This is a genomic window from Streptomyces sp. NPDC088730, assembly GCF_044751215.1.
Taxonomy (GTDB): Bacteria; Actinomycetota; Actinomycetes; order Streptomycetales; family Streptomycetaceae; genus Streptomyces.
On the sequence record NZ_JBIVLK010000006.1, the window covers coordinates 112324 to 131409 of the forward strand.

General features: G+C 71.0%; 19 protein-coding genes. 8 read left to right on the plus strand and 11 right to left on the minus strand.

Translation table 11 applies throughout. The features are described 5' to 3' along the window. The first annotated feature begins 96 nt into the window (after window positions 1-96). Together ACIP89_RS20025 and ACIP89_RS20030 are read left to right on the plus strand one after the other, a co-directional pair. A complete protein-coding gene (locus ACIP89_RS20025) occupies window positions 97-813 on the plus strand; it encodes a DUF998 domain-containing protein (RefSeq protein ID WP_401924517.1) in 717 nt (238 codons plus the stop codon). 11 nt (window positions 814-824) lie between these two features. Then, a complete protein-coding gene (locus ACIP89_RS20030) occupies window positions 825-1052 on the plus strand; it encodes a hypothetical protein (RefSeq protein WP_401924514.1) in 228 nt (75 codons plus the stop codon). Between the two features lie 103 nt (window positions 1053-1155). Here ACIP89_RS20030 and ACIP89_RS20035 read toward each other — a convergent pair whose 3' ends face one another. After that, window positions 1156-1659, minus strand: coding sequence for a DinB family protein (locus ACIP89_RS20035; RefSeq protein ID WP_401924512.1), 504 nt, complete (start codon window positions 1657-1659; stop codon window positions 1156-1158). 237 nt (window positions 1660-1896) lie between these two features. Between ACIP89_RS20035 and ACIP89_RS20040 the strand changes: the two genes are divergently transcribed. Further along, window positions 1897-2667, plus strand: a complete 771-nt coding sequence (locus ACIP89_RS20040; protein ID WP_401926379.1) for a polysaccharide deacetylase family protein — start codon at window positions 1897-1899, stop codon at window positions 2665-2667. A 121-nt stretch (window positions 2668-2788) separates the two neighbouring features. Here the strand turns inward: ACIP89_RS20040 and ACIP89_RS20045 are convergent, their stop codons facing one another. Together ACIP89_RS20045 and ACIP89_RS20050 are read right to left on the minus strand one after the other, a co-directional pair. Continuing rightward, on the minus strand, window positions 2789-3463 hold the full coding sequence (locus ACIP89_RS20045) for a hypothetical protein (RefSeq protein WP_402115951.1): 675 nt from the start codon (window positions 3461-3463) through the stop codon (window positions 2789-2791). Continuing rightward, entirely contained in the window at window positions 3460-4062 is a 603-nt protein-coding gene (locus tag ACIP89_RS20050; protein ID WP_402115953.1) for an RNA polymerase sigma factor, read from the minus strand. The genes ACIP89_RS20045 and ACIP89_RS20050 overlap by 4 nt, the downstream gene beginning before the upstream one ends. 225 nt (window positions 4063-4287) lie before the next feature. On the opposite strand from ACIP89_RS20050, the gene ACIP89_RS20055 reads away from it, so the two are divergent. After that, entirely contained in the window at window positions 4288-5484 is a 1197-nt protein-coding gene (locus ACIP89_RS20055) for a serine/threonine-protein kinase (protein WP_401924503.1), read from the plus strand. A 99-nt stretch (window positions 5485-5583) separates the two neighbouring features. Here ACIP89_RS20055 and ACIP89_RS20060 read toward each other — a convergent pair whose 3' ends face one another. Continuing rightward, a complete protein-coding gene (locus ACIP89_RS20060) occupies window positions 5584-6204 on the minus strand; it encodes an antibiotic biosynthesis monooxygenase (protein WP_402115955.1) in 621 nt (206 codons plus the stop codon). A gap of 406 nt (window positions 6205-6610) precedes the next feature. Continuing rightward, on the minus strand, window positions 6611-6838 hold the full coding sequence (locus tag ACIP89_RS20065) for a DUF6243 family protein (protein WP_402115957.1): 228 nt from the start codon (window positions 6836-6838) through the stop codon (window positions 6611-6613). A 464-nt stretch (window positions 6839-7302) separates the two neighbouring features. Between ACIP89_RS20065 and ACIP89_RS20070 the strand changes: the two genes are divergently transcribed. Further along, a complete protein-coding gene (locus tag ACIP89_RS20070) occupies window positions 7303-9690 on the plus strand; it encodes an ATP-binding protein (RefSeq protein WP_402115958.1) in 2388 nt (795 codons plus the stop codon). On the opposite strand, the gene ACIP89_RS20075 is transcribed toward ACIP89_RS20070, so the two are convergent. The 3 genes from ACIP89_RS20075 to ACIP89_RS20085 all read right to left on the minus strand — a co-directional run bounded on the left by ACIP89_RS20075 (window position 9675) and on the right by ACIP89_RS20085 (window position 12479). Next, window positions 9675-10139, minus strand: a complete 465-nt coding sequence (locus ACIP89_RS20075) for a response regulator (protein WP_401924494.1) — start codon at window positions 10137-10139, stop codon at window positions 9675-9677. The two genes, ACIP89_RS20070 and ACIP89_RS20075, sit on opposite strands and share 16 nt — an antisense overlap. Further along, window positions 10136-11830 (minus strand): PP2C family protein-serine/threonine phosphatase, encoded by a 1695-nt coding sequence (locus ACIP89_RS20080; protein ID WP_402115960.1) that lies wholly within the window; start codon window positions 11828-11830, stop codon window positions 10136-10138. The genes ACIP89_RS20075 and ACIP89_RS20080 overlap by 4 nt, the downstream gene beginning before the upstream one ends. Window positions 11831-12083: 253 nt before the next feature. Further along, window positions 12084-12479 carry a winged helix-turn-helix transcriptional regulator gene (locus ACIP89_RS20085; protein ID WP_401924485.1) on the minus strand — a complete coding sequence of 132 codons (396 nt, stop codon included), beginning with the start codon at window positions 12477-12479 and terminating at the stop codon, window positions 12084-12086. Between the two features lie 159 nt (window positions 12480-12638). Here ACIP89_RS20085 and ACIP89_RS20090 point away from each other — a divergent pair, with 159 nt between their 5' ends. Then, a complete protein-coding gene (locus ACIP89_RS20090) occupies window positions 12639-13370 on the plus strand; it encodes an alpha/beta fold hydrolase (protein WP_402115962.1) in 732 nt (243 codons plus the stop codon). 97 nt (window positions 13371-13467) lie between these two features. Here ACIP89_RS20090 and ACIP89_RS20095 read toward each other — a convergent pair whose 3' ends face one another. Continuing rightward, window positions 13468-13779, minus strand: a complete 312-nt coding sequence (locus ACIP89_RS20095; RefSeq protein WP_401924481.1) for an NIPSNAP family protein — start codon at window positions 13777-13779, stop codon at window positions 13468-13470. A gap of 214 nt (window positions 13780-13993) precedes the next feature. Here ACIP89_RS20095 and ACIP89_RS20100 point away from each other — a divergent pair, with 214 nt between their 5' ends. Next, window positions 13994-15940 (plus strand): YncE family protein, encoded by a 1947-nt coding sequence (locus ACIP89_RS20100; protein WP_401924479.1) that lies wholly within the window; start codon window positions 13994-13996, stop codon window positions 15938-15940. Between the two features lie 247 nt (window positions 15941-16187). Here the strand turns inward: ACIP89_RS20100 and ACIP89_RS20105 are convergent, their stop codons facing one another. Further along, window positions 16188-16526, minus strand: a complete 339-nt coding sequence (locus ACIP89_RS20105; RefSeq protein ID WP_401924477.1) for a thioredoxin family protein — start codon at window positions 16524-16526, stop codon at window positions 16188-16190. A 277-nt stretch (window positions 16527-16803) separates the two neighbouring features. Beyond that, complete coding sequence (locus ACIP89_RS20110) at window positions 16804-17943, minus strand: PucR family transcriptional regulator (RefSeq protein WP_401924474.1); 1140 nt, start codon at window positions 17941-17943, stop codon at window positions 16804-16806. Window positions 17944-18073: 130 nt separating this feature from the next. On the opposite strand from ACIP89_RS20110, the gene ACIP89_RS20115 reads away from it, so the two are divergent. Next, a complete protein-coding gene (locus ACIP89_RS20115) occupies window positions 18074-19084 on the plus strand; it encodes a ferredoxin reductase (RefSeq protein WP_402115963.1) in 1011 nt (336 codons plus the stop codon). The last annotated feature ends 2 nt before the right edge of the window (window positions 19085-19086 follow it).

The following is a 19086-nucleotide window of genomic DNA, read 5'->3' on the forward strand; positions in this document are numbered from 1 at the left end:
CCCTGCGATGTGACTCAGGTCACTCGCGCCGGGTCGATGACTTCGCCGGGTGCCGGCGGTCGTTATAGCGACCACACTCGACGAGGAAGGCCCGTCATGACGCAGACGCTCAACTCTCCGACCATCGCCGCAGGTTCGCGGGAAGCCGCCCGGCCGGTTTCCCGGTGGCCGCTGGCCGGCGCGGTCGCCGCGGGCCCGCTCTTCCTCGGCGCGGGTGTCGCCCAGGGCCTCGCGCGGGAGGGCTTCGGATTCACCCGCAACGCGATCAGCCAGCTCGCCCTCGGCGACCTGGGCTGGATCCAGACCGTGAGCTTCCTGCTCACCGGCGCCCTGCTGCTCACCGGGGCGGTCGGCCTGCGCCGGGTCCTGAGACCCGGGCCGGGCGGCACCTGGGGGCCGGTCCTGATCGCGGTGTTCGGCGCCTCGTTCCTGGCCGCCGCGGCCTTCCGGGCCGACCCGGGGGGCGGCTTCCCCGTCGGCGCGCCCGAGACCGGCACGATGAGCGCGCACGGCGCCGGTCACATGGCCGCCGGGGGAATCGGATACCTTGCGCTGTCGGCCGCGTTCGTCGTCCTGGCCCGTCCGCTCGCGGTCCGTGGCCACCGCGGCTGGGCGCTCGCCTCCCGGATCGCCCCGGTCGTCGTCCTCACCGGCTTCATGGCCTCGGCGGCCTCGGTCCTGGTCTTCACGCTCGGCGCCGGGTTCGGGCTCTGCTGGCTGGCGGCCGTCGCGATCCGGCTGCTCACCGGGGCATCGACGGACGGGCGCGGGGATGTGCCGGGGCGTTCGAGGGGTGAGCGCGCCGGCCGGTAGGCTCGTCCGCCATGCCCCTGCCGATACCCGCTCGGATCACCCCGCGCGGCGCGAGAGCCGCCCTCGTCGTCGCCGCCGTGTTCGCGTCCGGCTGGTACCTGGGGCAACCCGTCCTGCCGGCACGGTGCGAGGCGGCGCCGAGGACCGTGCGGTACAGCGACCACCTGGCGGCCGACACGCTCCCGGACTGCGAGGAGAAGCCGCGCCTGCTGGCCTGGTTCGGTGGAACCCTCCGCTGAGCCGGTAAGGGACACGGGCGGGCTCGGGCCACGGCCAGGCCCCGGCCCCGGCGGGCGGAGAGGCTGTCCGACGGCCCTGTCCGACAGCCGGTCCGCAGCCCCGTCAGTAGATGCCGGTACGTCCGTCGAGCGTCTCGCGGATGATGTCGGCGTGGCCCGCGTGCCGGGCCGTCTCCTCGATCATGTGGTGCAGGACCCAGCGCAGATTGCCGTCGCGGAGATCGCGGCGGGCGCACGGAGCGTCCAGCGGCAGACCCGCGGTGATCTCCCTCGAAACGGCCGCCTGTTCCTCGAAGTACCCCGTCCAGTACGTGACCGTGTCCCGCTCGTCCACACGGAAGTCCTCGTCGAGCCCGCCCTCTTGGGCCGTCTCGGGCCACTCACCTGGCAGCACCCGCCCCGCGACGATGACCTGGAACCACCGGCGCTCCCAGAGCGCCGAGTGCTTGAGCAGACCCATCAGGGACAGCGGACTGACCGTCGGCGTCAGGCGGGCGTCCGCGTCGGACACCCCCTCGATCTTCCGGAGCAGACCGGCGCGCTGCTTGTCGAGGAAGCCGCAGAGGGCGTCCCGCTCGGTGGATATGGAGAACTGATCGGCTGTCATGGCGCCCGAAGCTACCGGACCGGAAGACCGGGCCGGCGGCGGCGGGGCCCGCCGGGTCCGGGCTCGCGGACGGCTTCCGGGGTTCGCGGGCCCCGCGAAGCTGTCGCGGATCGCCTGCGTTTGTCGCCGCCCCCCTGCAGCTTTGTCCGCGGTCCGTAACGGGAGGATCTTGCTGGAGCGTTCGTGTGTCTACTTGGGAGCAGGGCATCGGCGAAGACAACAAAGGGGTGGGCGGACATGGCGAAGCACAAGGGAAGGGGATGGCACGGCAGGCTTCTCGCGGCGGCGCTCGGAGTGACGGCGGTGGCCGCGGCCACCTCGGTGTGGACCGCGCAGGCCGACACCACCGGGGGACGGCAGCCGCAGGCGCGGGTCAGCGCCCCGGCCAACGGGCCCGCCGGCAAGGTCGCGGAGGGCATCGTGCACGCCTCCGACCGCGGTGCCCGGGGCGTCAACATCACCATCGACGACGGACCCGACCCGACCTGGACCCCGCAGGTGCTGCAACTCCTGAAGGAGAGCGGCGTCAAGGCCACGTTCTGCATGGTGGGCACCCAGGCCCAGGCCCACCCCGACCTCGTCAAGGCGGTCGTGGCGGGCGGGCACCGGCTGTGCGACCACACCATCTCGCACGACACCGCCATGGACCACAAGTCCGAGGCCTACCAGTCCCAGCAGATCCTGGACGCCGAGCGCATGATCACCAAGGCGTCCGGCGGTGTCCGGCCGCAGTACTACCGGGCCCCGGGCGGCGCCTTCACCCCGTACAGCCGGCACCTCGCCGCGTCGCGGGGGATGCGGCCGCTGGGCTGGAACGTCGACACCAAGGACTTCGAGCACCCCGGGGTGGCCGCGATCGTCGCCACTGTGAAGAGCGAGATCTCCAACGGGCCGACCATCCTCTTCCACGACGCGGGCGGTGACCGCGCCGAGACCCTCGCCGCGCTGCGCGAGGTGCTGCCCTGGCTCAAGGAGCAGGGGTACACCTTCGGCTTCCCCGTGCGGTAACGGGCGGAACCCGCCCGCGCTCGGCCCCCGGGTCCCGCACCCCGCCGCTTCCCTGAGCCCCGCACGAGTCCGCCCCCGTGCGGGGCTTTCGCCGTCCACGGCGGCACGTCACGCTATTTCCCTAAGCGGCGGGCAGGCATGGGGGCACCTGCCGGGACAGGGTGACCTCCACCATCTGCAGGTCGGGTCCGCTGGACGTGACGACGAAGACCAGATGATTCCCCTCGGGGATCGCGGCGGGGTCGATCACGTGGTAGATCCCGCGGGAGTTCCGCTTCACCTCGTCCTGCGGGAGGATCTTGTCGAGCGCCTTGAGATTGGCGCGGTCGCTGTGGAACGTGGCGTGGCACGAGGCCGAGGGCGTCATGACGGCGGCGGGTACGCCGGCCTTGCGCAGGGTGGACTGGAGCCCGGGGGCGCCCTTGCGGCGGAACAACTGCACGGAGACCGTGCCGCCCGGTCCGGACTTCACGGCGTAGTCGGCGTTGGCGATGTCCAGACGGGCGACCGCGCCGGTGTGCGGCGTCGGAGAAGCGGTGGCAGAGCCTGACCCCTGGGTGGTGGCGGTGGCCTGCGGGGCCGGAGCGGCCTGTGTGGTGTCGTGCGGACCGGACAGCAACGGCAGGGCGGCCACCACCCCGGCAGCGACGGCGGCGAGGCCCGCGGTGAACGCCACCCGGCGGAGCGGAGACGGGGCCCGGACCGGGGCGGGCCGGCCGGTGGGGGCGGGCAGCGTGGCGGCGTGGCCGGCCAGCTCGCGGGCGAGCTCTTCCTTGAAGTGCAGGGGGGCGTTCACTGTGCGGCCTCCATAAGGGCTTCGCGGTGGGCTTCGCGGTGGGCTTCGAGCTGGGCGGGACGGCTGGTGGCGGTGGCGCGCAGCGCCTTGCGGGCGCGGTGCAGCCGCACCCGGGCGGCGGTCACGGTGATGCCGAGCGCCTGGGCCGCCTCGCGGACGGTCAGCCCGTCCAGGGCGACCAGGTCCAGCACCTTGCGCAGCGGTTCCGACAGCGCGGCGTGGGCGGACGCCATGTGCCGGGCGGCGCGGTCGGCGTCGATCCGTGCCTCGATGGCGCCGAGGTCCTGCTCGTCCAGCAGCCGGTGCCCGCGGATCCGGGCCACCGCCCGCTGCTCCCGGAAGCTGCCCTGGAAGTGGGCGTGCAGGACGTTGCGGGATATGCCGTAGAGCCAGGCGACCGGTACGCCGCGCCGCGCGTCGTAGGTGTGCGCGCTCTCCAGGGCGGCCACGAAGATGTCCGCCGTCAGATCGGCGGCGAGGTGGGGGTTGTCGACGCGTCTGGTGACGAAGCCGAGCACAGCGTCGAACTGCTGCTCGTAGAAAGCGGCGAACCCCGCTGGGTCACGTGCGGGTGGTGCTGCCGTACGGTCCGGTGGCACGGAGGGCTCCTCAGGACGGATCGGAATGGCGATCGCTTACACCTCTTCTTGGGAGCGGGGCCGGAAAGCGTTACATCCGTCCTCGGGAGCGGGCCCGGAAAACGCCGCCTCCGCCTTCCGCGGTCACCCCTCCTCGGCGGTTCACGCCACCGCTGCCGGACGCCGTGAGGGACGGGTTGCCCTGAGTCATACTGGGGCGCCGGATTCGGGAGGGGCGTACAGCGTATGAGGTATGGGGCGGACGGTGCGGGCCTGCCGGAACATATCGGCGGGTACGCCGTGGAGCGGGAGTTGGGCGCCGGCGGGATGGGCACCGTCTATCTGGCCCGCTCGCGGGGCGGCCGTGCGGTGGCGGTGAAGGTGGCGCGCCCGGAGCTCGCGTCCGACCCGCACTTCCGGGAGCGGTTCCGCGCCGAGGTCGCGGCCGCGCGCAGCGTGGGCGGCTTCCACACGGCCCCCGTGGTGGACGCGGACCCGGCGGCGGAAGCGCCCTGGCTGGCCACCGCCTACGTACCGGGTCCGACGCTCGCCGGACTGCTCGACGCCGAGGGGCCGATGGACGAGGCGCGGCTGCGGCAGCTGGGCGCGGCTCTCGCCGAGGCGCTGGAGGCGATCCACCGCTGCGGCCTGGTGCACCGCGACCTGAAGCCCGGGAACATCATCATGGCTTCGGACGGTCCGCGGGTCCTGGACTTCGGCATCGCGAGGGCCCTGGAGGCACCGCGCCTGACGGCCACCGGGATGGCCTTCGGCACCCCGGGGTTCCTGGCGCCGGAGCAGGCGCAGGGCCAGGAGGTGGGCCCCGCCGCCGATGTGTTCGCCCTGGGCGCCGTGCTCGTGGCGGCGGCGGGCGGCAGCGCGTTCGGGGCGGGTACGCCGATGGGCATGATGTACCGCTCGGTGCACGAGCAGCCGGACCTGAGCGCCGTGCCGGACGGCCTGCGCCCGGTCGTGGCCTCGTGCCTGGCGAAGATCCCGGGCCAACGGCCTACGCTGGGGCACCTGCTGGACCTGATCGCACCGGCCACCGCACGGTACTCCCCCACGGTGGCCATTCCCCCTCCGCCGTCCCATGCGCCGAGCACCCCGGTCCCGATGTACCAGGCCCCGGCGGGATACGGGTACGGATACGGGGGCGGGGCGCCGCCGGCCGACGACCTCGCGTTCCTGGCGGTCGCGCCGGACAGCGCGCTCATGATCGACGAAATGGGGGTGACGATCGACTTCCGGTTCAGGTCGCTCCAGTTCGGCTGGGACGAGATCAGAACGGTCCAGTACGCGCCCGAGGGCCCCAAGCACCTCAGAGTGGTCGTCCACCTCCACGACGGCACGGCCCACCCGTGCCTGCTCGCCGCCCGCAGGCGGAGCCGTCTCAGGCAGTGGCTCCAGGACCTGCCGATGATCCTGGCGTGCTTCACCTAGGGCCTGTCGGTTCCGAACGAAGGACCCCGGGCCGACGGCCCGTCCGGGTTTCGACGACAGGCCCTCGGGCCTGTCCGGCGGATCAGGGTCGGGCAGGCCCTAGCCCTCCGAGCCGGGAATCCCCTTCAGGTCTCCGGGCTCACGGCGGTCATCCTCGAACGCGTCGTGGAGCGTGTACCTCCGGTGGCCGACGCCACCGGGGGCGGCGGCTTCGTGGGAGGCGGCGTCGGTCCATTCCGCGACGACCACGGCCCGTTCACCGTCCGGTGTCAGGTGGACGTGCGCGGCGAGCAGGCCCGGCGCCGGGGCGAGGGTGGCTTCCAGGCCGTCGCCGTCCACCGCCACCGTGCTGACGACGTACAGGCCGACCGGCTGATCCGCGTCGTGAACCACGCTGCGGGTGAGCCGGGTGCGGGTCAGTCCGGGGCGTTCGATGCCGGGCACGAGCGTGTCGACGCGGCTGACGGTCCCGGCACGGTGGGCGCGGGCCCAGGCGAGGTGGTCCTCGTCGCTGGTCCACTGTGCGTAGAAGAGGAGACCGGTGCCGTCGGTGGAGAGGAAGACGTGCTGTGCCAGGCGCCCCGGGGGTGTCCGGGCTGCCGCCCACTCGGCCGTCATCGTGTCGGCGGCCAGGCGGGAGCGTTCGGCGGTGCCGGTGAGCCACTCGCTGATCAGGGCGGTTCCGGCGGCAGGGCGGACGAGGTCAAGGAAGCGTGTCATGGACGTCGATCCTCAAGGATCAAGTGCACTTGAGGTCAAGGCGCGTACCGGGACGAGCCGTGCGGTCAGGCACGTCCGCCGGGAGGAGTCCGGTCGGCACCCGCCCGACTGCGGGCATCAGTGAGCGGCCTCGTTCCACGACCTCACGAAGGGCCGGGCCGGCCGGGGAGCTGATGGGCGGAGCCGAGCCGCGTGACGGAGACGGCGACCCCGGCCGGCCCCCGCACCGGGAGGCCGACCGGGACGTGGGTGGCTGGACCGGACGCGGGAGGCCGGAGCGGAGCGGGGCCCGGCCACCCGCGTCCGGTAAGGCGGCAGGGCCCGGACCCCGTATGCCGCGGTGCGGGCCCTGCTCCGTGCGGTGTGGGCCCCGCTCCGTGCGCTGCGTCCTCGCTGCGGCGGCGCGTCAGCTCTGTGCGGTGTCGTCGCCCGGCTGCCCGGCGTCCTCGGCCGCGCTCTCGGCTCCGCCGGTCTTCTCGCGCATCTTGCGCACCAGCTCCGCCTTCTGGTCGGCGGCACCCTTGCGGTCGAGGTTGCGGTGCGGGCCGTTGTTCTGCCGTTCGGCGCGGGAGAGCCGCTTGCGCTGGCCGCCGCCCATGCCCACGGGATTGTTGATGTTCTTGCTCACGGTCATGGGTTCTCCCGGAATGGTCTGAAGTGATCTACGGATTCATCGGTGGGGGACGGGCGCGGCGACGCCGGGGGACGTCAGCGGGAGCCCGTCACGCGCTCACTCGTAAATCGGTGTCTGGAAGAAGCTGGCCGTCTGGAAGAACATGCCAAAGACGTTACCCGGTTCCGTCGGCCCCGCACACCAGCTGTTGCCGCCCCGGTCCCGGCCGGGCTTCCGGTGGGCACCCGAGGCAGGTCCAGATGGACGTTACGGGGCTGCGGCGGGCGCGGCGCCGGTGACCGGACCCGCCGTGCGGGCGGTGCCGGCCGAGACCGGGGGCTGATCGCCCGCGGCGGGCTGCTGCCGCCGGGAACGACGACACACGACCGCGGCAGCTCCTCCGGCGCAGGGTGCCGTGGAAGGATCGCGACAAACCGGACACCACCCGAGCAGACCGGTTCGAGAACTCGGCACGGGGAGAAGCGATGTCCTTACCGGAACCGGAGCGCGAGGCCGAAGCGGCGGCCGCCATCGGCTTCGACCTCAGCGAATGCGTCAGCGAGCCCATTCACCGGCTGGGCATGATCCAGTCCCACGGGACCCTGCTCGCGGTGGAGGCCGGTACCGGCACCGTGGACACCGCGGCACTGAACACGCGTCGCCTGCTGGGGATCGCCGCCGAGGAGCTGGTCGGAGGGCCCGTCACGCGGGTGCTGTCCCCCGAGCACTGGGCCGAGGCGCTCCAGATCTGCGCCGAGCACGATGCGGCAAGCCTGGTCCTCCCCGTCTCCATCGATGTGGCGGGCGTCCCCCGGATGTTCGACGTGACCGCGCACCGGCACGGGGATCTGGTCGTTCTGGAGTGTGAGTGGCGGGCCGTCGCGGCGCCGCGCTTCTCGCACTTCTACCAGGGGGTCCGGCGAGCTCTGACGCGTCTGAGGTCCTCGACGACAGCAGTCGAGTGCTGCCGGGCGGCCACCCGTGAGATCCGGGCACTGACCGGCTTCGACCGCGTGGTGGCCTACCGCTTCGACGGGGAGAACGGGCCGGGAGAGGTGGTCGCCGAGGACACCGCCGAGGGCTGCGAGCCCTGGCTCGGACTCTGGTTCCCCGCAAGCGACATCCCGCCCCAGGCGAGGCGGCTCTACCGGGACAACTGGATCCGGTTGATCGCCGACGTGGACGACACCAGCGTGGGCCTGCACCCTCCCCTCCGCGCCGGTTCGGGCCTGCCGCTGGACCTGTCGAACTCCGTGCTGCGCACGGTGTCCGGCTTCCACCTGGAGTACCTGCGGAACATCGGTGTGAAGTCGTCGATGTCGGTGAGCGTCCTCCGGGAAGGCGAACTCTGGGGACTGATCGCCTGCCACGGCTACGCCGCCGTCACCGTGCCCCCGGAGATGCGGGCGGCGTGCGAGTTCTTCGGCGTGGCCTTCTCCCTCCAACTCGCGGTCATCGAGGAACGGGAGCGGGCCGAGGCGCACACCGCCTCGCGCGGGCGCCTCGACCGGATCGTCTCCCGGGTCACCTCGGACCTGGAGGACTCACTCCTGGCGGGTGACGACGTCTTCAGAGATCTGCTGGACGCCGACGGCGCGGTGCTCTGTCGCGGTGGCCGCACCACGATCAGCGGGATGAGCGTTCCCTCCGCCCTGCTGGAGACCCTTCGGGCACGCGCGGAAGGGCCGGCCCCCGGCACGGTCTGGAGCACGGACCGCCTCTCGGAGGAGCCGGACCATCCCGGCGGTCTGCCGGAAGACGGCCCGGCAGGGGCCCTGATGGTGACGCTGAGCCGCTCGGGCGACTTCCTCGCCTGGTTCCGCAAGGCCCGTCCGACCGCCCGTCAATGGGCCACCGACCCCTCCAGGCCCGTCCGGGTCGGGCCGCGCGGCGAACGGCTCACCCCGCGCGGCTCGGGTGCCGTATTCCGCGCGGTGGTACGCGGACAGTGCCTGCCCTGGACGCCCACCGACCGCGCCACCGCACACGAACTCTGGCGCACGCTGACCGGACTCGTACTCCGGCACGAGGCGGAGCTGGCGGCGTTGAACGAACAGCTGCGCATCACCAACTCCGACCTCGACTCATTCGCCCACGTGGCGGCGCACGACCTCAAGGAACCGCTACGAGGCATCTCCAACGCCGCGGCCTTCGTCATCGAGGACGCCGGGGCGGAGCTCGACGCGACCACCGTCCGCCGACTGCACACCATGCGGCGGCTGGCCGGCCGGATGGACGACCTGCTCGACTCGCTGCTGCACTTCGCCCGACTGGGCCGAGGGGGTCTCCACCGCACCCGTGTCCCACTGGACCGGGTCCTGGACTCCGCGCTCGACGTGGCCGGCGAACGCCTGGCCGAAGCCCACGTGCGGGTCATCAGACATGACCTGCCCGAGGTGTACGCCGACGAGAACCGGCTCTACGAAGTGCTCGTCAACCTCCTGGTGAACGCGGCCAAGTACGCCGCCGACCAGGGGGATCGCACGGTCGAGGTCCTGGTCGACACGCTCGTCCCACCGACCGGCGGTCCGCCGCGGCGGACCGTCATGGTCCGGGACAACGGCATCGGCATCCCGTCCGACCGGCATGAGGAGGTCTTCGAGCTCTTCCACAGACTGCACGGGCAGGGCGAGCGCGGGGGCGGCACCGGTGTGGGACTCGCGATCGTCAGACGGATCGTCGAGCGCCACGGCGGCGAGCTGTGGCTCGACAGCGAACCGGGCCGCGGGACCACCGTCTTCTTCACTCTGGGCGAGGAGGCAGAGGGACAGGAACGAGAAGGCGAGGACGGAAGAGGTCGGGCGGGAAGAGGTCAGGACGGAAGGGGCCAGGACGGAAGGGATCGGGACGGAAGGGATCAGGCGGGAGGCTGAGCGGCGGGGCCCTCGTCCCCGCCCTTCGCCTTTCTCTGCCAGTAGTCGACGGCCCCCTTCAGCACCGCGCGGAAGAGTTCGAAGTTGACCGGCTTGTAGATGTAGCTGTCGGCACCCGCCGCATAGGTCGTGTCCACCTCGTCCGGCCCGGTGGACGAGGTGAAGGCGACCACGGCCACGCCGTCCAGTTCGGGCCGGGAGCGGATCGACCGCAGCACCTCGGCTCCGCTGGGGCCGGGCAGCTTCAGGTCCAGCAGGACGAGCCCCGGCCGGCGGTCGGCTTCCAGCAACCGTTCGACGAAACCCGTCCCCCGGTCGGTGAAGTCCAGTGCCAGACCCGGATGGGTACGGCGGAGCGCCCGCGCGATGGCCTCGGCGTCCTCCGGCGAATCCTCGACCACCCAGACGAGGTCGTGATCGATCCTCCGTTCCCCGGCGGCGCCGCTCATCCGGTGGCCTCCGCCCGTGCGACGAGCACAGCGATGTCGTCGGCGCCCGTCGCCCGGAACTCCACGACGGCCTCAGCCAGCCGTCCGGCGAACCCCCGGGCCTCACCGGCACCCTGGGCACCCTGCCGCGCCACCTCGTTCCGCAGGCGCGATTCGAAGAACGTCCCGTCGGCCGCTCTCGCCTCGGTCACTCCGTCGGTGAACATCACCAGCGCGTCGCCCGGCTTCAGGTGGACAGACCCGGACCCGTACTCGATGTCCGGCAGCACGCCCAGCAGGTCCCCGTGGGCGACGAGCTCCGCCACGGTGCCGTCCGCACGCCGCAGCAGAGGCGCCGGATGCCCGGCACTCCAGTAGCGCACACGAAACCCCTCTCCGTCCGGTACCAGTACCGCTACGAGCGCCGTCACGAAGCGGGACGTGCTCTCCCTGACCAGGGCCTGGTTCAGCCGTTCCAGCGCGTGCTCGGGCGTGCTGCCGTCCTCGAAGAGGGCGCGCAGGGTGTGGCGGGCCAGCCCCGTCAGCGCCGCCGCCTCTGCCCCGCGACCGCAGACGTCGCCGATGAGGAGGGTCACCCCACCCCGCGCCCCCGGGACGGCGTCGTAGAAGTCACCGCCCACATCGAGCGAGACGTCACCCACTTCGTACGCGGAACTCAGCGTGAGTCCCGGAATCCGCGGCAGTTCGCTCGGGAGCAGATGCCGCTGGAGGGAGACCACGTGGCGGCGCCGCTGTTCGTACAGGGTGCTGCTGTCGATGGCCAACGCGGCCCGGTCGGCCAGATCCGCGAGGAACCGCGACGCCCCCTCGGCCACGATCACCCGGTGGTAGAGAAACGTCAGGGTGCCCAGAACCCGGCCCCGGGCGCTGAGCGGGTTCACACTGATCGCCCGCACGGCCCGCCCCGCCCCGGACGAGGCGGGCCCGAAGGGTCCCCCGCGCAGCTCCTCACCCCTGAGCGCCAGTGCCTGCCCGCTGCCGAGCACCCGCTGCAGCGCCTCCGTCAGCCAGGGGTCCTCGGCCGCGACCTTGCCGAGCCACTGCTGCTCACCGGCGTCCATGTGCGCGAAGGACACGGGCTTCAGTCCCTCGGGAAGACACAGGTGCAGGACGCACCCCTCGGCGATGGCGGGAACGGCCGTGCGGGCCACCCGCCGCACGGTGCTCTTCACGTCGAGGCTCGAATCCATCTGCAACGACGCCTCCGCCAGGAAGGCGTCACTCACCTGGCGCACCTCGTCGGCCCGCCGCGCCAGGATGCGCCTGTCCGAGACCATGGCGACCTCGGCCACCTGCTTCAACCGGGTCCGCAGCGTCGCATCGATGGTGTCCCTGCCCGCGGTGCCGACCATGAACGAGGCCCAGCCGCCCTGCCCCAGCGGTACCGCACACGCGGCGAAGCTCCGCGCGCCGGCCGCCGCCAGCACCCGGGCATGCGGCATGGCGGCGTCCAGCTCCGACACTTCGTGAACCGTGACCGCCGGATCACCGTCCGGAGCCGCGGTGGCGCCGGATTCGCCGTAGGCGCATTCGATAGGCCGTTCGATTTCTACGAGTGATGCGGTCGGCTCCGCCAGGGTGACGCTGCGCAGATAGTGCAGCACCCCGCCGCTCCAGTGGGTACCCACGACGGCCAGTACGCCGGGCATACGGAGCAGCATGTCGTAGAGGGCATCGGCCAGAGCCGTCACGTCCTGCGCCGTTTCGGCGACGCGCCAGAGCTCGTGCAGACGGCCTGACCACCATCCGTCATCCGCCTGACGTGCAGCTCTGCCCTCGTGCTGCTCCACCGCTGATCCGCCGTCCCGTATCACCACTGTCGGCCCCGGCCCGTCTTGGGAAACGCTATGCCACCCCACGGCCGAGCGCCTCCAGACGGGGTCTCGACGGGCTTCGCGAGAGACGGGAGGGGCGCAGGGCCGTGGAGCAGGGGAGGGGACGGGGTCAGGCGGGCGGGGTGTCGGGGCGGGTGTCGTACGCGGTGCGGGCGGCGTCGATGTGCGTCAGGTGCGCGATGCTCCACTCCAGCAGGGGCGCGGTGGCTTCGCGGAGGGTCCGGCCCATCGGAGTGAGTTCGTAACTGACGTGCGGTGGCATGACGTTGCGGACGGTCCGTGTGAGGATCCCGTCGCGTTCCAGGCCGCGCAGGGTGACGGTGAGCATGCGCTGGCTGATCCCGTCGACGGCCCGCTTGAGTTCGGTGAAACGGCGTGGCCCCTGGCTGAGATTGCGCACGATCAGCAGCGACCACTTGTCGCCGACGATGCCGAGCACTTCACGGGCCTTGCACGGGTCCTCCGCCTGGGCCGCCCGCGACTCACCGCCCTCTGTGCCGCTCATGGTTACCTCCAGAGAACCGGGGCACCTCAATGTGCCTTATTGATCGGGATGCGGCAGATGCAGCACGATGATTACGGTTCCTAAAGAGTACCGAGGCGCAAACAGGAACCGTAACGCTCCCGTGCCTCCACGCTCCGAAGAGTAAGAAGATCTCCCCTCATGGCAACTTTTCTGCTGGTACACGGTGCCTGGCACAACGGTCGGTGCTGGGAGCGGGTGGTCCCGCTGCTGGAGTCGGCCGGGCACCGCGTGTTCGCGCCCTCGCTGACCGGCTACGGCGACAAGGCACACCTGCTCGGCCCCGAGGTGGGGCTCGACACGCACGTCGAAGACGTCCTGAAGCTGATCCACGAGGAGGACCTGACCGAGGTGGTGCTCGTGGGTCACAGCTACGCGGGGCTGGTCATCTCGTCCGTCGCCAACGAGGCGCCGGAACGGATCGCGCACCTGGTGTACCTGGACGCGATGGTCCCGGAACACGGCGAGACCGCCGTCGACGTACAGCCCATGAGCCAGAACCTGATCGACCTGGCCGCCGAGTCCGACAACGGCTGGCGCATCCCGCCGCTGCCCGAGATGGCTCCGCCCCTCGGACTGTTCGGGGTCACCGACCCGGCGGACGTCGCATGGCTGCGTGCGATGCTCTCCGACCAGCCGGTGGACTGCCTGCGGCAACCGGCCCGGCTGGACAACCCCGCCCTGGTCGCGGTTCCGCGTACGCACATCCACTGCGTCGGCGCGGAGCCGGAAGGCATCGTGCGGCGGCCCGTCCCCGCGACACAGCCCAACGGCTCCCCGGCACGAATACGGGAACTGCGGACCGGACACGACTGCATGATCACCATGCCGTCGGCCCTGAGCGAACTGCTGCTGGAATCCACTCGTCGTTAGCGTCCGGACCGTGACCCGGATCGGCACCCGCGAACCCGCAGCAATAGCTGTCATCGCAGCACTGGGCCCAGCTGCTCGGGGCACCGCACGCCTCTCCCTAGGACAGGCCGTCCAGCGGCCTGAGGAACCGGCGCTCGTAGCGCTTGATGCAGCGGGTCTCGCGAGCGAGGTCGAACGCTTGCTGACACTCCGAGTCGGTCATGCTGTCCGAGCGGTACCGCTCGTACGCGGCCAGACTGGGAAAGGAGAACAGGGCGTAGGCGATGTCGCTGTCGCCCTCGCTCGGCAGGAAGTAGCCATGGTGCGTTCCGCCGAACCGGTTGACGAGCCGGACCCAGCGGCGGCCGTACTCCTCGAAGTCCTCAAGCTTGTCGGCGTCGATCTCGTACTTCAGGTGAATGGTGATCATGCTTGCATGATGCCGTGTCATGGAAGGGCGCCCGTGCGGCCGGAGCCGGTCGCACGGAGATCCAACTCCCCCCTCAATTGTCACTTTCATGTCATACGCTGCCCGATAGCAGCCGCGCACCCCGCGTCACCGTGCTCCGCGGACACATCCGGGTGCTGCGCGGTGCTGTCAACTCCCGGTCATCCACCGGGTTTCTCGTGGGGGTAAAACTACTGTGCGCACGCGCAGCATCTCGACCGCGACAGCGCTCGCGGTCTTCTTCAGCTCAGTGGTACTGGGTGTCGCCGCGGCCGGTCCCGCGTCGGCGGTCACCGCGACCATCGGCTCGCCGGCGGGCATCGTCGTCGACGGCGTCGGACAACGGGTCTTCGTCGGTGACGACTCGAACGGCAGGATCATCGCCGCCGACTACAACGGCAGGCTTCTCGACTCGGTGAAGGGCATCGACGGGGTCTTCGACCTGGCTCTCTCCGACGACGGCACCACCCTGTACGCGGCAGCGCGGGTCAGCCACGAGATCGTGGCCCTCGACGCGGCCACCCTCGACGTCAAGGCCCGGTACCCCGTGGCCGCCAGTGTCGGCCCGCTGCACGTCGAATTCACGGGGGGCAAGGCCTGGTTCACCTACGAAGGCCAGTTGGACGGTCACGGCAACCTGGGCTCGGTCGACCCGGCGGTGGACCCGGCCGGCGGGACGGATCCGGTGACGCTCGGACAGCTCCCCCGGGATTCCGGAGTCGGGAGTGGGCCGTTCATCGACTCCGACCCGTCCGCACCCGGACTGCTGGCCGTAGGCGCGACCGACTTCTCCGACATGACCAAGGACCTGATGGCGGTCGTGGACGTCTCCGGCGCCACGCCCCAGGTGACCGCCTGGCACAACGGCGACTACTCGCTGAACTACGTCAGCGACATCGACCTCGTGCCCGGTTCCTCACAGGTGTTGATCGACGGCACGGACCGGCATGCCTACGCAGACGGGAAGTTCACCGCTGCCGGCGCCTACCCGGCCGGGCAGCGCGCGGACATCGCTCCGAACGGTCTGGTCGCCCAGATCAGCGACGCGAACGTGTCGGTCTACCGGCCCGGCGCGACCAAGCCGATCCGCACGTACGCCGCCGATGCCAACACCCTCGCCTGGGCCCCGGACGCCTCCCGGATCTTCGCGCTCGTGAGCTCGCCCGGGGGCGACACCCTCAAGGCGCTCACCGACCCGACGCTCAACGTCCCGAGCCTGACGGTGAACGCACCGTCGACCGCCGCACGCGGCAGCAAGCTCACCGTGACCGGGAAGCTGTCGGCGACGGTGCCGCTGCCGAGTGGCGCCAGACTGCAGTTCACCCGCACCGACCTGGAGAGCCCCAAGGGCAAGTCGCTGCCCGCTGTCACGCTGAAGGCAGACGGCTCGTACACCGTCACGGACACGCCGCCGGCCGGCGGCACGGTCACGTACAAGGTCGCCTACGCGGGCGACGCCACGCACACGGCGGTCAGCGCGTCCGACAAGGTCACGGTTCCCCTCACGAAGCCGACGCTGACCCTGAACAAGAACGGCAACGTCTACAACCACGGCACCGATGTCTCCTTTACCGCGCACCTCGGCTCGACGTACAAGAACCGCACGGTCGAGATCTGGGCGAACCCTTTCGGCGGCGACAAGCCCAACAAGCTGCTGAAGACCGGGAAGGTCAACTCCAGCGGCAACATCTCCGCGACGGTGGACATGACGCGGGACACGGAAGTGACCGCGGTCTTCAAGGGGGACACCCGCATCGCGCCCAGGACGGTCAAGTCCACGGCATACGCCCGGGTCAAGGTCTCCACCGCCGTTTCCAGGCACTACAAGACGGCCAAGATCGGCTCGACGTCGTACTACTGGTTCCACAAGAACACCGAGCCACTGCTCACTACGACCATGTCCTACTACAAGGGGCGTAAGCAACGTTTCGACTTTCAGGTCAACTCGGGCGGAAAGTGGTATTCCGGCGACTCGGAGTACTTCGCGCTCGGCACGAACGGAAAGTCGGCCGTACGCCTCAGCGCGCCGGGGAGGTCCGGAATCAAGGCGCGGATGCGGTCGGTGTACGTCAACGGGTCGTCCGGCGACACCGTGAACTCCACGACGTATGGCTCCTGGAAGTACCTGTACTTCTCCAACTAGGCCGCTCCGTCCGGACCGCTTCACGAATCCGATGTCTTGTGAAGGGCCCTACCGCTCGCGGTAGGGCCCTTCGAGGTGCGCCGCACGGCGCGCCACGAGCCGCCGAGTCAGCAGGCCCCGCCGAGACGGGCCGCAATCGGGAACCGGCAGGTTGCGCTGCTCGAAGGTTCGGTTGAAGAGGCTGCCAACCGCCCGCGTCCGCTTCGAACGCGACGAGAAGCGGCGGTCCGGGCGCCGCGGCGGCCGCTCAGAGGTGACCGTCCAGGAACTCCCGTACCTCGTCGATGGTCATGGGCCCCGTGCTGTGCGCCACCGCCGCTCCCTCCTTCAGCAGGAGGCAGGACGGAGCTCCGGTGATCCCGTACCGCTCGGTTGCCGCCGGGCAACGCGTGATGTCGGTGCGGACGACCGTCAGGCGGCCCGTGCAGGCGGCGGCGACGTCGCCCAGGACGACATCCATCACCCGACAGGGCTCGATTGCCTTGGGCCATGCCCCGGTGAAGTACGCGAGGACCGGAACCTCGCTTCTCCCGAGGATGAAATCGAACTCCGCGTCCTCACGAGGCCGGTGAACCAGCTTTGTCATGGGAGCTCCTGACCTCACGTCTCGTACTCCATCCCATCATCCCTCGCGCGGTGTGCCAGTCCGGCCCCGGCCGGTCGTCCGGTCGGCTGCCGGGCGGGGGATACGGGCCGTCGCAGGACGGCGGTGGCCCTGGAGTGAGCGGCCCGGCCCCTTGTCGCGACGGCCGGAAGCCGTTTTCCGGGGTCATAGCGGCTTGGCACCGGGAACGAGCACGATTTCTGGACGGTCGCGGACGCGGCGGTAGACGGGTGACGCGTGACGCGTGACGCGTGACGCGTCAGCGGACCCGGAGACCGACCGCCAGCGTCAGTTCAAGGACCCGGTGTGGTGATGCGAGATCGGGAAACAGCTCCCGCAGTTGCGACATCCGGTATCGAACCGTCTGGGGATGGACGAACAAGGCCGCCGCGACCTCGTCCCGCCTGCCCTGGTGCAGCAGCCACGCTCGCAACGTCTCCTCCAGCCGTCGCGCGGTTGCGGCAGGCAGGGTCCGCAACGGTGCGAGGGCTCGGGCGCGCAGGTCCGCGAACGCGTCCTCGTCGGCGCTGAGCACCAGGTCGGGCAGGTGGTCCTCGGTGTCGCGAATGTCAGAGGAAAGGGAGCGCGCGCGTAGGGCCCGTGCGTACGAGGCGGACGCGTGGGTCCACGGCCGGGCCGGGCCGACCACGGCGGCGCGGCCGGTCAGCTGCCGTAGGAGACGTGATCGGTCGGCATCGGGGACGAGGAGCACACCGGTGGCATCCGGCAAATCGTCGAGGACGAGGGTGCTCGGGTCGAGTGTCCGGTAGGCAGGCCGGGCCTGGGCGGCGGGCAGCAGGACGGCGGTCAGCGAAACCGGGGGCTGCCACCTGGCCCGTTGGCCGGAGGCCAGCAGCACGTCCGGGCTCGCGCCGGCGAGGAGGTCGCGGGCCAGGTGTTCCAGGTGGCGCTCGTGGGCTCTGCCCCGGGCGGCCAGTTCGTCGGCGTGGCCCGCCGCGCTCGCGGCGGAGAGCTCGTCGATGTAGGCGAAGGTCAGCTCGGCGAACTTGGCGACCTCGGCGGCGGGCAGACCTGCGGGGACGGCACCCGCTGCCAGACATCGCCAGGCGACCCGGGCACCGACGCGGTAGGCACTGAGCAGGGCATCCATCGAACGGCCGTCGCGCACCTCGCCGCGGCCCAGCTCGTAGGCGGCGTCCCCGGCGTCGCCGCCCGTGGCTTTCCCGCTCGCAAGGTCCAGGTAGTGCGCCAGGGCGGTGCGGACGGCTCTGCGGATGGTGGCGCCCATGCGGCCCGACAAGGCATGGGCGTAGGGAGGAACCTCGTCGATGATCGCCTGGACGACTTCGTCGGCGGTGGTCTTCAGCGCGGCCCGGAGGGCGGTGACCGTCGTCTCACCCAGGCTCAGTTCGCTGGCCCGCCGGATCGCATAGCTCATTTTTGTTCCCTGCGAACAATTCAGTCGACCAGATTTACGTCCTGTGGTCAGGACTTTACGCCTGGAGGCGCAGCAAGCTGGAGTCATGACGAGTGGAGCCCTCCGCAGTAGGGCGTGGAAACTGTTGGAGATGGTCACGACGCCGCTGCTGCCGTCGGACTACCTCGACCTGGTCAGCCCGCTGCGTGCGGGCGCTGACCTGTGTGGGCGCATCGAGGCCGTGCACTCCGAGACCGATAACGCCGCGACTGTCGTGATCAGGCCGGGGCGGGGCTGGCGCGGCCACACAGCCGGCCAGTACGTGAGGATCGGAGTCGACGTCGACGGAGTGCGCCTGTGGCGTGCCTACTCCATCACCTCGCCGGCAAACCGCCGGGACGGCCGTGTCACGATCACCGTGAAGGCGATCCCGGACGGAAAGGTCAGCAACCACCTGGTCCGCAGGGCGAAACCGGGCACGCTGATCCAGCTCGACCAGCCGGCCGGTGACTTCGTCCTGCCGCAGACCAAGCCCGCCAAGGTGCTCTACCTGACGGCCGGCAGCGGCATCACCCCCGTGATGGGCATGCTGCGCGACATCGAACTCGACGACGTCGTCATGGTCCACTGCGCGCCACAGCCCCAGGACGTGATCTTCCGCAAGGAACTGCACGGTCTGGTCGCGGACAAGAAGCTTCGGCTCACCGAGGTGCACACCGACACGGACGGCAAGCTCGACATCGCCCGTCTCCAGGAACTCGTGCCCGACTGGGCCCAGCGCGAGACCTGGGCCTGCGGGCCCGCAGGTCTGCTCGACGCCGCGGAAGAGCACTGGACCGAAGCGGGCGTCCAGGAACGCCTGCACACCGAACGGTTCCGCCCCGGCATCGTCGTCGCCGGCGAGGGCGGCGAGATCACGTTCAGCGCCACCGGCAAGACCATCGAGGCGGACGGCGCCACGCCGTTGCTCGACATCGGCGAGGAGGTCGGCGTGCTCATGCCCTCCGGGTGCCGTATGGGCATCTGCTTCGGCTGCGTCACGCCGCTCAAGGCCGGCGCCGTCCGCGACCTGCGCACCGGCGAGATCACCGAGGCCGAGCCGGGCGTCCTCATCCAGACCTGCGTGTCCGCCGCGGCGGGCCCCTGCGACATCGAACGGTAGGA

Coding starts and splice junctions, on each gene's coding strand:
- ACIP89_RS20030 (WP_401924514.1), top strand. CDS start 825: ATGCCCCTGCCGATACCCGCTCGGATCACCCCGCGCGGCGCGAGAGCC.
- ACIP89_RS20095 (WP_401924481.1), bottom strand. CDS start 13,779: ATGATCACCATTCACCTGAAGTACGAGATCGACGCCGACAAGCTTGAG.
- ACIP89_RS20085 (WP_401924485.1), bottom strand. CDS start 12,479: ATGAGCGGCACAGAGGGCGGTGAGTCGCGGGCGGCCCAGGCGGAGGAC.
- ACIP89_RS20055 (WP_401924503.1), top strand. CDS start 4,288: ATGAGGTATGGGGCGGACGGTGCGGGCCTGCCGGAACATATCGGCGGG.
- ACIP89_RS20105 (WP_401924477.1), bottom strand. CDS start 16,526: ATGACAAAGCTGGTTCACCGGCCTCGTGAGGACGCGGAGTTCGATTTC.
- ACIP89_RS20115 (WP_402115963.1), top strand. CDS start 18,074: ATGGTCACGACGCCGCTGCTGCCGTCGGACTACCTCGACCTGGTCAGC.
- ACIP89_RS20060 (WP_402115955.1), bottom strand. CDS start 6,204: ATGACACGCTTCCTTGACCTCGTCCGCCCTGCCGCCGGAACCGCCCTG.
- ACIP89_RS20040 (WP_401926379.1), top strand. CDS start 1,897: ATGGCGAAGCACAAGGGAAGGGGATGGCACGGCAGGCTTCTCGCGGCG.
- ACIP89_RS20075 (WP_401924494.1), bottom strand. CDS start 10,139: ATGAGCGGCGCCGCCGGGGAACGGAGGATCGATCACGACCTCGTCTGG.
- ACIP89_RS20065 (WP_402115957.1), bottom strand. CDS start 6,838: ATGACCGTGAGCAAGAACATCAACAATCCCGTGGGCATGGGCGGCGGC.
- ACIP89_RS20035 (WP_401924512.1), bottom strand. CDS start 1,659: ATGACAGCCGATCAGTTCTCCATATCCACCGAGCGGGACGCCCTCTGC.
- ACIP89_RS20090 (WP_402115962.1), top strand. CDS start 12,639: ATGGCAACTTTTCTGCTGGTACACGGTGCCTGGCACAACGGTCGGTGC.
- ACIP89_RS20070 (WP_402115958.1), top strand. CDS start 7,303: ATGTCCTTACCGGAACCGGAGCGCGAGGCCGAAGCGGCGGCCGCCATC.
- ACIP89_RS20025 (WP_401924517.1), top strand. CDS start 97: ATGACGCAGACGCTCAACTCTCCGACCATCGCCGCAGGTTCGCGGGAA.
- ACIP89_RS20110 (WP_401924474.1), bottom strand. CDS start 17,943: ATGAGCTATGCGATCCGGCGGGCCAGCGAACTGAGCCTGGGTGAGACG.